Genomic DNA, 13,852 nt, shown 5'->3' on the forward strand with positions numbered 1-13,852 from the left:
ATATCAATCCCTATCTTTGATATCCTGGGGTACGAAACCTGGTAAGTCAGTAGTGTCAACAGCGAAGACGAAAAATTTGTTTGGGTTGTCAATACCTGGCGCTATAGTACCAAGAAAGTCGTTGTCATTGGCGATAAATAACGTATGCTTTTTCACACGGTTGATAACCACATCTTCTCCGAAGGCTAAACCTTCAAGCTTGGCGGGAATGTCCTCTTCTTTGATGCCGTTTTGAGTTAGTGCAGTCACCACATCAAGGAACAGGGTCTTGCTGACCGCCTTACCAACAAGGTTGATTTCCCCGGTGATATTGCTTACTTCTGGAGCATTCGTCAGATCGATGTGATAGATTTTCTTGAAGGCAGCCTTGGAGCCGTCGCCAAAGCCCTTGCCATCGCGTTCATCTACTAAGAATTCGCGATCGCTGATTGCCAAAATCTCGCTGACGGTGGGATATTTCGGTTTAGCCGCCGTACCAATATTATCTAGCTGATAGGCGTATTCCTCGGTAGCACCTGTTTCGATGTCAATCTTGACTATTCTGGTATAAGCACCATTAGTACCACCGTCTTGAAGCAGTGGACTCTGCAAAATGCCAATCAGGGTTTTACCGTTGGGAGTAATTGCAAGTCCTTCCATACCTTTGTTCGCAACTCTACCAGACGTGTTGCCAGTGATTTCTGTATCACTAACGGGACTTAAGTTGCTGACTGCAAACTTGCTAGGTAGGTTAAAGACCCTAATTCGCTTACCTGTATTACGGTTAAATTGATATACATAAGGGCCATATTCATCAGAGATAAATATCTGCTTGCCATTATTGGATACACGCACACCTTCAGGGTCGAAACGGGCATTGTTGGGATATGTCGAGATTTGGGTGGGGTTGAAGTTGTCTGAACGTCCAGTGAAATAGTTTTTATTCTTGGTATTCAAAGCTGGGACACCACTACCTAACCCCAATGCCGCACCATTCCCGTAGTAAAGAGGCTCATTGCTGAATAGCAGAGTCGTGTCAATTAAGGAAGGGGTAAGTGTGAAAGGCAACGCTGAACCAATCTTGCTTGGTGAGAGTTTTACTTTGATAGTTTGGAAGCGGTTGATATAGGATGCTGTGTCACTGACAGCGCTGTTGTATGACACGGCATTTGGGCCTCGGTCTGGGATAGCGATAAAGGTGTTACAGCCAGCATAGGCCAATCCCGACCCTAAACCACCCAAGAGGTTTCCCGGAACACCATTTTCCAGGGGAGCAGATGTTTCCGTGGAGCGATCGCTAATGTTACCATCTAGGCTCCCAATTGCAATTAATTTAACCTCTGCATTGGCGGCAGGAGCCACAGCAAATAACGCCAACAAGGACAAAATTAGACTTTTGTTGAGCATATCAGTTCTATATTCTAGAAGACAGTATTTATTGAGGAATATTGCCAGTTTTTTTTACTTTTACTAGTATCTATTTTTAATGATTAAGCAAAAATTAAGCTTGGATTAAGAAAGTTTATTAGATCCCAGACAAAAACCCTCAGTAGTAGTTATTCTCCATCTGCTAGCGAGATAGAAAAACCACACAAAAGCATACGATTTGACGGTAACTGAATAGGAAATAAAGGGTTTAAAAAACTTAACTAAATACGAATTGCTACTACCAAAACATAACCAAAAATTACTGATGGCTTAACTATTGACTATCAATATTTTTATTTGATGGTTATCCTAATTATAGAAAAATTGCATGAAACCTAGCAAAAATCAAGGGTATCTATTAAGTCTTTTGCTCTTAAGTACCTTGAGTGCAAATATACAATCAGTTAGCGCTCGAACTACCAGCCCCGTTGGTAACTTACAGGGTGGAGCCGCTTTGCTACCCACAGGTCAAACCATTACACCCGCAGCAGCACCAGGATCAACGTTTGCACCTTTAGCAACTGGTTTGCGTACAGATGATAATGCTGATGCGGCTGAAGCAGTAAGCACAGCCCTCAGCCCTGATGGAAAAACTTTACTGGTGCTTACCAGTGGCTATAATCAAAACTTCAAAAATGAAAACACGGGCAGTACTTTCACTTATCCTGTATTAGACCCACAAACTGGCAAGTCAAGTAGTACAACAACTCCAAAAGCAGAATGGGTTTTTGTCTATGATGTCAGTAGCGGTAAGTTGGTTAAAAAACAACAGATTAATATTCCGAATACTTATAACGGTTTAGCTTGGGCCAAAGACGGCTCGCGCTTCTTTGTATCAGGTGGGATTGACGATCGCGTTTATGTTTATGCGTCTAACGGTAGCCAGTATGTACCAGATGCCCCCTTTATCTTACTAGGTCACAATTCTAACCAAACTGACCCCTTCCCTAAATATGATGGCGGTTTGTTAAAGGATACGCCAGCGAAGGCTGTGGCAACAGGAGCAGTTGTAGCGGGTATTGCGGTTAGTAAGGATGGCAAAACCTTAGTAACTGCAAACTTTGAGAATGACTCAATATCAATTGTTGATACTACTACCCGTAAGGTAACTAAAGAAATTAAGTTCTTTAGACCAGGCGATAAACTAGCAACTGGCGAATTTCCTTTTGATGTAGCCATTAAGAGTGCAGAAAACGGTCAAGCAGCTAAAGTCTTCATTAGTAGCCAGCGCGACAACGAAGTCCTTGCTGTTGACATTATTTCTGGACAAATTACCCGTATACCAATAGGTAGCCAACCAAATAAAGTACTGCTCTCGTCTAGCCAAAATCGACTGTATGTAGCTAATGGTAATGATGACTCGATTTCAGTCATCGATACAAATAACAATAGGGTTGTTCAAACCATCTCTCTGTCTCGCCCTGGTGAGAAATATAAAGGTGCAAATCCTAACTCTTTAACCCTCAATCCAGATGGACGAACACTTTACGTTACTCTAGGGGGTGAGAATGCGATCGCTGTTGTGGACTTGCAAGGTGGTAGAGTAAATGGACGCATCCCCACTGGCTGGTATCCCAATTCTGTAAGCGTCAGTCAAGATGGTCAAAGACTTTACGTTGTCAATGCCAAGAGTAATTCTGGCCCCAACCCCGCAGGAAACCTGACAACTCCAGCAGGACTAGCACGCAATACTAATTTTAAAAATGAGTACAACTGGGCTTTAGAAAAAGCTGGGATCTCAATTATTCCAGTGCCCAAGGGTGCGACTCTGGGTACACTTTCAGCGCAAGTGGATAAAAATAATGGTTTCTACAATCGCCGTCCTGACCGGACGATGAGGTATTTACAAGGCAAAATTAAGCACGTTATCTACATAGTTAAAGAAAACCGTACTTATGACCAAGTACTTGGTGACTTGCCTCTCGGTAATGGCGACCCAACACTTACCTTGTTTCCCAACAATATTTCACCAAACCATCACAAGCTATCCTTTGGCTTCGCAACTTTTGATAACTTTTACGACAGTGGCGAATCGAGTGGAGTTGGTTGGAACTGGTCTACCTATGGTCGTACTACAGATTACACCGAAAAAACTCAATCAGTTCTTTACGGTAACGCCGGCTTTAACGGCTTAACCTACGATTACGAAGGTACAAATCGGAATATCAGTCTCGCACTGTCCCAAACTTCCTCAAATAAATCGCCAATCAATACCCGTATCACAGGTATTTTAGATCCTTCTGGGCATTCTTCTATATTGCCTGGAGACAGGGATGTTGATGCTCCTGAAGGCGATGGTAATCTCCAGCCGGATGCCATTGGTGGTTATCTGTGGGATACAGCGCTACGTGCTGGCAAGACTGTACGTAATTACGGTTTCTTTGTTGATAATGCAGTTCCCTACACTACTAGCCAAAGCGATCCTACTAAACCCGATCCAAAAAATCTAACTTATATCCCCATCTCCCCAACTCCTTACGCTGACAAGATTCCTCAAGCTCCCGTTACCAAAACTGTACTGTTGGATAAAACCGACCTTTACTTCCGGTCATTCGATCAAAATAATGCTGATACTTATTTGTACAGCGAATGGGAAAGGGATCTGAAGCAAAATGGACTACCCAATTTAATGCTTGTGCGTTTATCTCACGATCATTTTGGCTCCTTTGGTACTGCTTTGGCTGGACTAAATACTCCTGAATTGCAAATGGCAGATAATGACTATGCTATTGGCAAATTGGTAGAGAAAATTTCTCATCTGCCGGAGTGGAAAGAAACGGCAATTTTCATCATTGAAGATGATTCCCAAAATGGGCCAGATCACGTTGATTCTCACCGTTCTTTAGCCTACATTATTTCGCCCTATACAAAACGAGGTGCGCTCGTCAGCACTAACTACAACACCATTAGTGTATTGCGGACAATGGAGGATTTGTTAAACATTGGCTATTTGGCAATTACTGATGCTAATTCTGAACCAATGTCAGATGCTTTCACTAGAGAACCCAATTTTGAACCTTACACAGCTATTGTGCCAGGTAACTTGTGTACCAATCCTGTAGATCCAAAACTAGTACCAGCTTGCCAAGATCGCAATGTTGAAAAGACAGCAGCTATGCCGATTCTAAATCCTAAAAAATGGTGGGCTGCTATGACCAAGGACTTCAATTTTGTAGGTGAAGATAAGCTCGATCCAGAAGAGTTCAACGAAATTCTCTGGGCAGGAATTAAGGGCGATGGCATTCCTTATCCTGAAGAACGTAACCGTAAAGACTTGCGGCAAAATCGCGCTCAAATGCTAAAGCATTGGGAATTAAGTCAAAGAGATAACTCTACTGAAGCGAAGAAGTAACTATTAGAGGTTGGATATAAAGACGTAGCACTGCTACGTCTTTACAAGGATTTTAATAGGTCAATTTTCGTGTGATTGCTTGTTTTTCAATTGATAATAAATGGTGTAAGGATTACAGAAAAATGGTCAAAATGTTTTGGAAGTGGTTGCCGATTTGTCCAGTGACTTTGGGGCTCTTCTCGGTAATCACTACCACAACTGGGGCGATGTCTGCGGCGGGCGATGCCAACGCACTTCCAGCTAAAACGGGAACTGTTCAAGAATCAGCAGGACAGGTAACATCTGTTTCTCAACTGTCGGATGTACAGCCGACAGATTGGGCATTCGGTGCATTGCAATCTTTGGTGGAGCGTTATGGGTGTATTGCAGGTTATCCTAATGCAACTTATCGCGGTAATCGGGCTTTAACTCGTTACGAATTTGCGGCTGGAATTAATGCCTGTTTAGATCGGGTCAATGAACTAATTTCAACTGCAACAACTGACATCGTTAAAAAAGAAGATTTAGCAACTCTGCAAAAATTACAAGAACAGTTTGCGTCTGAATTGGCAAGTTTGCGGGGTCGAGTAGATGCTTTAGAACCTTACCTGGAAACTCTGGAAAAACAGCAGTTTTCAACCACGACAAAACTTCATGGTGAGGCAATTTTTGCTCTATCAGGGTTTGCATCTGGACAAGATGCCGATAATGCTGATATTCCGAGAAGCACGACTTTTGGCGATCGCGTCCGCCTCAACTTTGACACCAGTTTCACTGGACAAGACTTACTCAGAGTTCGCTTACAAGCCCTTAACCTCAATTACTTCTCTAGTGAAGGTGGCACTGGAACTAGATTACCAGAAGGGACTCTAGCTTTTAATGCAGAAATTGGAGATGAAGATCCTGAAAATAATCAAGTTGGAGTTGAGACACTGTATTACAGATTTCCTCTAGGCAAAAAAACCGAAGTTACTTTTTTTGCCAACGAAGGGGAAGTTGAAGATTTTGTGAATACAATCAACCCCTTTTTGGATGGGGATGAGGGAGCCAGTGGTGCTTTATCCAAGTTTGGCAGTCGGAACTCAGTTTACTACTTTGTACCTGCTGGAGCCGGAGTTGGGTTGACACACCGCCTCTCTGAGCAGTTGGAGTTGAGTTTGGGATATTTGTCTAGTACAGCATCCAACCCCAACGCTAACAGAGGTTTATTCAATGGTTCTTACGGTGCGATCGCTCAATTGACTTTCCAACCTAGCGATCGCCTCAGTATCGGTTTAACTTACGTCAATGCCTATAATAACCAGGGTGAGGATTTAGCAATCCCAGGTACTGGTAGCCAAAAAGCTAACTTGGGCTTAGTTACTGATTCGCCGACTTCCACCAACGCTTACGGCTTGGAAGCATCCTATCAAGTAAATTCCGGCTTTTTGATTAATGCTTGGGCTGGCTTTGCCAAAACCCGCGTTTTAGGCGTAGGAGATGCCGATATTTGGAATTATGCAGTTGCTTTAGCTTTCCCCGATTTGGGTAAAAAAGGCAACCTGGCGGGGCTGATTGTGGGTATGGAACCGAAAGTGACCGGTGCTAATGGGGCGATCGCGAATGTATTTACAGACATAGTTCCGCTGCAAAACCGCGACTCTGCTCAAGACCGAAACACCTCTTTACACGTTGAAGGTTTTTACAGTTATGCAGTTTCCGACAATATTACCATCACCCCTGGTTTAATTTGGCTGACTGCTCCCAACCATGACGATCGAAACAGTGATGCTGTACTGGGAGTTATTAGAACTACCTTTACCTTCTAAATTCTGCTGTGGTTTTATTGAAGACAATTGAAGGATTTGTTATGCACAAAATACGATTGAGTTCCATCTTTTTCAGATATAGTCTGACCTCTGTCATATTATTAACAACACTTTCTACTGGGTTAATTCGCCCAATCAAAACCCTAGCTGAATGCACCCCTGGTACTAGTAATTGCGAGAAGAAAACAGATAATTCTTCTTGTGATTCTAGAAATCCATACAACTTGGTTGCAGACACCACAAGAGTGCGGAGAATTAAGATTTCTTGGGATATATGTCAAAAAAATGATTTTTATCAAGTAACTTGGGGCGACGATAAAGATGATATGACGCAAATCGATGACCCAACAGCACGTAGTTGGACTTATACCGGAGCCAGGGATCTTGTTAAGTACACCTTTAAAGTCCGTGGGTGCAATGCTCGTCCTACTCAAGATGCTGCTCAAGAACCAGATTGTACCCCTTGGACAGAATTACTTGTAACAACACCTGATTGGTAACTCTTGCTGGTTGTTTCTAGAGATCACTTACACAAATCTATTTTGAGGGTAATCGATATGAAATTGTTTTCACAATTAGCGATCGCTACTAGCCTTGTTCTGGGTTTGGCTACATTAAGCACTAAATCCGCATCAGCTGCAATTATTAATTATGCCTTCACCGTTGATAGTTCTACAATCAAAGGAAACGGTTTATTTAGCGTTGATGACGCAACTTTCAGTAATGATAATTTTCCAGTAGCACCACTTCAGTCGCTAACTTTTCAATTCGATAATGACCCCAATATTTATACCGCCAAGGATGATATTGAATATCCAGATTATCCCGTTGCATTTCCAACAGTATCATTAGCAGATAACGCATCGATTGGATTGCTGTACAACTTTCTCGACAAAGTTAATCCTTCTAAAAGTTACGAAATTTCTGGAACATCATTTTCCGTATCCTCCGAAACTCCCAATTCTGGTACAGTTTCTTATCGAAAAGTACCCGAGCCTAGTACTTTAGATAGCACACTTCTGGTTGGCAGTATTGGCTTATTCCTGACAAGAAAGGTAAGATCAATTAAAAAGATTAAAGCTTAACCTCAACTTCAGAGGGTGTAATGTCGTTGTGTCGCAACTGCATACACTCTCTTAATAATTTTATAAAAAACAAAATATCCATGAAAATTACTGACATTCATCATATAGCTATTATTTGTTCTGACTACGATCGCTCCAAAGCATTTTATGTAGAAGTTTTAGGCTTTTCAATTATTCAAGAGACTTTTCGCGCTGAAAGAAATTCTTATAAATTAGATTTAAAAGTTGCAGAAAATACTCAAATCGAACTATTCTCTTTTCCAAATCCTCCAGAACGATCTAGTAAACCAGAGGCTTGTGGTTTAAGACATCTTGCTTTTAAAGTTGATGATATTGAGGAAACTGTTTTTTATTTAAACTCGCAAGGTGTAGAAACAGAAAATATCAGAATTGACGAAATTACAGGTAAGAAATTTACTTTTTTTAAAGATCCTGATAATTTGCCGTTAGAAATTTATGAAAATTAGAGTAGATAAATTTGGATTAAATAATTGCAGATTAATAATAAGTGAGCAAGCTATTTGGTAAAATTATCAAATGTTTGACAATATCTGCAAATTTTTAGCTGAAAATTTCTCCAGCGACTTCGCCACTTGGTTATTAGGCGAACCCATTACTTTAACTGAACTCAGTCCAAAAGAATTATCTCTCGAACCCATTCGTGCTGATGCCTTAATTTTGCTACAGTCGGAGCAAACCATCTTGCATTTGGAATTTCAAACCCAAGTGGATGCGGAAATTCCTTTTCGGATGATTGACTATCGATTGCGAGTTTATCGCCGTTTTCCACACAAAGCAATGCATCAAGTCGTAATTTATCTCAAGCAGACAAATTCGGATTTGGTGCAACAAAATACATTTACAATTGCTGGAACACGCCATGAATTTGAAGTTATCAGACTTTGGGAACAACCAACCGAAGTATTTTTGAGAACACCTGGACTTTTACCTTTGGCAGTGTTGAGTAGTACAATTGAGCCAGAAGTTATACTAAATGAAGTGGTGCGTGAAATTAACGGTATTACAGAATCAAGAACTCAAAGTAATATTGCTGCTTCCACGGCTATTTTAGCTGGTTTAGTATTAGATAAAGAGGTTATTAAACGAATTTTGAGGTCAGACATTATGCGCGAGTCAGTGATTTATCAAGATATTTTACAAGAAGGGAAAGCCGAAGGGAAAGCTGAAGGGAAAGCTGAAGCTTTACTTGAAGTGGCAAGCAACCTTTTTAATACTGGTATGCCATTAGAAGAGATAGCAAGATTGACAGGGTTATCAATTGAGCAGTTACAGTATTTGCAGGTAAGCAAATCTGGTGATTCCAAATAAATAATCGGTGCAGTTTGACTGCACCGATTGCACAATTTATATTTAATTGCACCGGACGTTTCCCTCACGCCAATGCTGAAGCTTGGGGTTTGGCAAAAATCATTCTTCCTGCGGTGGTTTGCAAAGCACTGGTGACTACGACTCGCAGTTCACCACCCACATAACTGCTGCCTTCTTCAACTACTACCATTGTGCCATCATCTAGATAACCAATACCTTGGCTTGGTTCTTTGCCTTCCTTGAGGATTTTCAAATCAAGGTTGTCACCAGGTAAATAACTAGGACGGACAGCGTTAACTAAATCATTCACATTCAAAACAGGTACTTTCTGAACACTAGCAACTTTAGACAAGTTGTAGTCGTTAGTTAGCAGTGTGCCGCTAATTTCTTGGGCGAAACGTACCAACTTGGCATCGACTGTGGGAATATCTTCGTAGTCAACTGCATTAATCAAAATGCGATCGGGATATTCTTCCTTAATGCGGTTGAGAATTTCTAGTCCTCTCCTTCCCCGCACGCGCTTTTGGTCTTTGCTAGCATCTGCCACTTGTTGGAGTTCTTGCAAGACAAATTGCGGTACGAGAATTTGTCCTTCCAGAAACCCTGTTTCTAATAGCGCTTCAATGCGACCATCAATAATACAGCTAGTATCTAAAACTTTGGTATTCGCTGGTTTTAGCGTTCCTTCTACAACCATCGATTCGACAGTGTTGGGATTAATGAACCGCAATAAACCTCGTCCGTGGGTATCTGCCAAATTCATGCCTGTGACGGAGAGGATAATGCTACCGACAACTGCCACAAGTGGCTTAATAAATCCAAAGTCCGCCGGGATAGGTAGTAAGAATAATGGGGCTAGCATGAGGTTAGCTAGCAACAAGCCAATTACTAAGCCAATGGCACGAGTTAAAATCATTTCCAGAGGCATTTCTTTGACTTGCGATTCTAGGCGGCGATATGTCGTCTGGAAACTCAGCCCGATCGCACCACCAATAATAGCGGCAAAGACGGCAACAACTAAGCGTAAAGCTTCAAGATTTGTTACCTGATCGAGAGTGCCATTGGGTAGTAGTTCAATGCTGTAGAACCCTATTCCCGAAGCTGCCAGGATAAATGAGAAAATGATAATTGCGTCAAGCATGGTTATGTTGTTTTCCTGCAACTGTGTTCACCGATAAAGTTAAGTATTTTTTATTTCATCGGTAAGATAAACTGATCAATATTGACTTACACTAAGGGTTTAGGCTGACAATATCTGCAATTATTATAACTAAAGGCTTTTATCTTAATATTTTTCATTGTTTCTTTGTAAAACGACAAAAATTTGTAAATTAACTGCTCATTTTCATTGTCTCTAATTCGCAGTTGGCTTAACTTAAAACTTTTCTCAAAATGAGTCAAAAATTTGGTATTTCGGGAATTGCAAGTTCTGCTTATGTGCATATTCCCTTTTGCAGACGGCGATGCTTTTATTGTGATTTCCCGGTGTCTGTTGTTGGCGATCGCTTGCGGGGCGAAACATCTGGTACTATCTCCCAATATGTTGAGGTGCTATGTCAAGAAATTGCTATGACACCAGCATTTGGTCAACCCTTAAAGACAATTTTCTTCGGTGGTGGTACTCCTTCGCTGCTATCAACTGAGCAGTTACAACGGATAGTAACAGAGTTAGAGAACCATTTTGGTATTGCGTCTGGGGTAGAAATTTCTATGGAAATTGACCCAGCCACCTTTGATTTAGCACATATAGCAGGATATCGCAGTGCAGGCGTGAACCGGGTAAGTTTGGGTGTACAAGCCTTTCAATCAGAATTATTGCAAAGGGCGGGGCGATCGCACTCAGTTGAAGATATTTTTGCAGCTGTGGAACTAATTCATCAAGTCGAGATTCCCGAATTTAGCTTAGACCTAATCTCCGGGTTGCCGCATCAGTCTTTAGATCAATGGCAAGATTCTCTCACCAAAGCGGTAGCGCTTCTACCTACTCACATATCTATTTATGATCTGACCATCGAACCAGGTACAGCCTTTGGTCGTTACTACAAACCTGGCGATACTCCTTTGCCCACAGATGAAGCCACAGTCAAAATGTACCAGATGGGGCAGCAGATTTTGACTGGTGCAGGTTATGAGCATTATGAAATTTCCAATTATGCCCAACCTGGTCATCAGTGCCGACATAATCGAGTCTATTGGGAAAACCGCCCTTACTACGGCTTTGGGATGGGTGCGGCGAGTTATGTTGAGGGTAAACGCTTCACTCGTCCGCGTAAAACTAAGGAGTATTACCAGTGGGTGGAAGCTGGCAGTGTAATTGATTGTGATCTGACTCCCCCAAAGGAAGTATTGTTAGAAACATTAATGTTGGGGTTGCGTTTGGCGGAGGGTATGAGTTTGGCGGCGTTGGCGGAAGCTTATGGAGAAGAAAAAGTAGAGGAAATTTGCAGATGTTTGCAAGAGTATTTTGACAAAGGTTGGGTAAAAGTTGCAGAGGGAAGGTTGCGTTTAATTGATCCCCAAGGGTTTTTGTTTTCTAATGTAGTGTTGGCGGAGTTGTTTGAAAAGTTGGGGTGACGATCCATTTATGCAGAAAAATCAAGTTAGAAAGGCTGTGATTCCGGTAGCTGGTTTCGGCACTCGGTTGTTTCCAGCTACGAAAGTTGTGAAAAAAGAACTTTTTCCGATTATTGATCGAGATGGTAGGGCAAAACCTGTGATTCTCGCAATTATTGAAGAGGCAATTAGTGCTGGAATTGCAGAAGTAGGGATCGTGGTGCAGCCCGATGACAAAGAAGTATTTGAAGATTTATTGAAAAACCCACCTAAAAAAGAACTTTTAGATAAACTTTCACCACAAAACAAAGAATATAGCCGATATCTCGAAGATTTAGGTAGTAGAGTTACCATTTTATTGCAAGAGGAGCAATTAGGCTATGGTCATGCGGTATTTTGTGTCAAAGATTGGGTGCAAAATGAGCCATTTTTGCTAATATTGGGCGACCACATTTATGCATCTGATATTGAAAAATCTTGTGCTAGTCAAGTTTTAGATGTTTACGAACAAGTGAATCAAAATGTTGTTGGCTTAACTACAATGCCAGCAGAAATTATTCATAAGGCTGGGTGTGTAACAGGAGTTTGGCAAGAGTTAAATTCGATTTTGTCAGTTACACAACTCTATGAAAAGCCGACTATCGAGTATGCACGAGAAAATCTGAGTGTAGAGGGAATGGCAGAAAATGAATTTTTAGGTATATTTGGCTTGTATTTACTTACGCCGAAGATTTTTGACTTTATAGCAGAACATATAAATCAAAATTTTCGAGAACGAGGTGAATTTCAGTTAACATCCTGTCTGGAAAGATTGCGCCAGGAAGAGGGAATGACAGGATATGTTGTTAAAGGGAAGTGTTTTGATACAGGTTTGCCAGATGCTTATCGTCAGACAATGATTGATTTTAGAAATTTATAGATGAATCTGAGTTCAAAAAGTCGCTTACCTAAAAAAGGAATAATGTTTTTTATTTCCACTAATAAAAAATTGAGTGACTAGTAGCCATTAATTACAATTACGAATTACGAATTACGAATTATGAATTATTTTGCAACAGTTGCTCGCGGATTAGAAACCCTGGCGGCTCAGGAGTTAGAGCAACTGGGTGCCCATTCGGTGGAGCCAGGGTTTTGCGGTGTCGCTTTTGAGGGCGATCGCACTTTGCTTTATCGCGTCAACCTCTGGGCTAGGCTACCATTCCGAATTTTGGTGAATATCGATGAGTTTCCATGCCTTGATGCCGATGATCTCTATCGCGGTATCCAGACTATTGATTGGGTAAACTATTTAACGCCAGACATGACCTTGGTGGTGAATGTCACGGGCAAAAACCAGCACCTCAACCACAGCCACTTCACATCTCTCCAGGTCAAAAATGCGATCGTTGACCAGCAGAAAGAAAATCTGGGCGAGCGTTCAAATGTAGAGCTTCATGAACCAGATGTGCGGGTCAATGTTCATATTGAACGCGACTTTTGTACCGTTAAACTCGACAGTTCTGGAAATAGTCTGCACCGTCGAGGCTACCGTCCTGCGGTGGGAGCAGCCCCTCTCAAGGAATCTCTCGCTGCTGCGCTCATTCAGCTTTCGGGTTGGGAGCCAAACCAGATGTTCTACGATCCTCTCTGTGGATCTGGCACTTTACCTTTGGAAGCTAGCTTAAAGGCACTGAATATCGCACCAGGACTGTTTCGTGAGTCCTTTGGATTTGAAACTTGGCTCGATTTTGATTTGTCCCTTTTAGAAAAGTTGCTTCAAGAAGCTAAGGACAGCCAACTAGATACCCTTCCCGCACCTATTTGGGGAAGCGATCGCGATGAAAATATAATTGAGCAAGCGATTAACAATGCTCAAAACTGCGGCGTTGATAACCATGTATGGTTTTCTCAAATGGAGTTAGCTGATGTTGTCGCCCCCGCAGACAGTGGGATTTTATTCTGCAATCCACCCTATGGCGAACGGCTGGGACGAGATAGCGATTTAGGGGCATTTTACAAACTTTTGGGCGATGTCTTGAAACAGCGCTTCAAAGGCTGGACTGCATTTGTCCTCAGTGGGAACAAGGAACTGTCTCAATCGATTGGACTAAAATCATCCCGGCGGATTGCGGTGTATAACGGAGCGCTGCCTTGTCAGTTAATGAAATATGAGTTGTATTAAGACAAAGACGCGATTTATCGCGTCTTACCTGTGATATTTTTAATACTCTTTAACAAATTTAAATTTAGTCAAAAAAGGCTTGAAACCACTTCTGAGTATATATTCTGGCAGTTATTATGACAACGGTTAAAAAAAGTGGCAGTATAATCGGTGACTGACAACCTGCAATTTATTTATA

General features: G+C 41.7%; 11 protein-coding genes. 9 read left to right on the forward strand and 2 right to left on the reverse strand.

Features of this window, described 5'->3' with window-relative positions; genetic code table 11:
* Window positions 1-3 precede the first annotated feature (3 nt).
* Window positions 4-1,386 (reverse strand): esterase-like activity of phytase family protein, encoded by a 1,383-nt coding sequence (locus tag FBB35_RS11855; RefSeq protein WP_254625920.1) that lies wholly within the window; start codon window positions 1,384-1,386, stop codon window positions 4-6.
* Between the two features lie 349 nt (window positions 1,387-1,735).
* Here FBB35_RS11855 and FBB35_RS11860 point away from each other — a divergent pair, with 349 nt between their 5' ends.
* The 6 genes from FBB35_RS11860 to FBB35_RS11885 all read left to right on the forward strand — a co-directional run bounded on the left by FBB35_RS11860 (window position 1,736) and on the right by FBB35_RS11885 (window position 8,960).
* Window positions 1,736-4,759, forward strand: a complete 3,024-nt coding sequence (locus tag FBB35_RS11860; protein ID WP_174709794.1) for an alkaline phosphatase family protein — start codon at window positions 1,736-1,738, stop codon at window positions 4,757-4,759.
* A gap of 122 nt (window positions 4,760-4,881) precedes the next feature.
* Entirely contained in the window at window positions 4,882-6,546 is a 1,665-nt protein-coding gene (locus FBB35_RS11865) for an iron uptake porin (RefSeq protein WP_174709795.1), read from the forward strand.
* Between the two features lie 41 nt (window positions 6,547-6,587).
* Window positions 6,588-7,046 (forward strand): hypothetical protein, encoded by a 459-nt coding sequence (locus FBB35_RS11870; protein ID WP_174709796.1) that lies wholly within the window; start codon window positions 6,588-6,590, stop codon window positions 7,044-7,046.
* 57 nt (window positions 7,047-7,103) lie between these two features.
* On the forward strand, window positions 7,104-7,631 hold the full coding sequence (locus FBB35_RS11875; protein ID WP_174709797.1) for a PEP-CTERM sorting domain-containing protein: 528 nt from the start codon (window positions 7,104-7,106) through the stop codon (window positions 7,629-7,631).
* A gap of 80 nt (window positions 7,632-7,711) precedes the next feature.
* Entirely contained in the window at window positions 7,712-8,098 is a 387-nt protein-coding gene (locus FBB35_RS11880; protein ID WP_174709798.1) for a VOC family protein, read from the forward strand.
* Between the two features lie 70 nt (window positions 8,099-8,168).
* A complete protein-coding gene (locus tag FBB35_RS11885) occupies window positions 8,169-8,960 on the forward strand; it encodes an Rpn family recombination-promoting nuclease/putative transposase (protein WP_174709799.1) in 792 nt (263 codons plus the stop codon).
* 64 nt (window positions 8,961-9,024) lie between these two features.
* Here FBB35_RS11885 and FBB35_RS11890 read toward each other — a convergent pair whose 3' ends face one another.
* Window positions 9,025-10,101: a PIN/TRAM domain-containing protein gene (locus FBB35_RS11890; RefSeq protein WP_174709800.1), complete on the reverse strand. Its 1,077-nt coding sequence runs from the start codon at window positions 10,099-10,101 to the stop codon at window positions 9,025-9,027.
* A 251-nt stretch (window positions 10,102-10,352) separates the two neighbouring features.
* Here FBB35_RS11890 and hemW point away from each other — a divergent pair, with 251 nt between their 5' ends.
* The 3 genes from hemW (at window position 10,353) to FBB35_RS11905 (ending at window position 13,674) form a co-directional block, all read left to right on the forward strand.
* Window positions 10,353-11,534, forward strand: coding sequence for a radical SAM family heme chaperone HemW (hemW, locus tag FBB35_RS11895; protein ID WP_174709801.1), 1,182 nt, complete (start codon window positions 10,353-10,355; stop codon window positions 11,532-11,534).
* Between the two features lie 10 nt (window positions 11,535-11,544).
* Complete coding sequence (locus FBB35_RS11900) at window positions 11,545-12,432, forward strand: UTP--glucose-1-phosphate uridylyltransferase (RefSeq protein WP_174713617.1); 888 nt, start codon at window positions 11,545-11,547, stop codon at window positions 12,430-12,432.
* Between the two features lie 120 nt (window positions 12,433-12,552).
* Window positions 12,553-13,674, forward strand: coding sequence for a class I SAM-dependent RNA methyltransferase (locus FBB35_RS11905; protein ID WP_174709802.1), 1,122 nt, complete (start codon window positions 12,553-12,555; stop codon window positions 13,672-13,674).
* Window positions 13,675-13,852 lie beyond the last annotated feature (178 nt).

Source organism: Nostoc sp. TCL240-02 (genome assembly GCF_013343235.1).
In the GTDB taxonomy this organism is placed as follows: domain Bacteria; phylum Cyanobacteriota; class Cyanobacteriia; order Cyanobacteriales; family Nostocaceae; genus Nostoc.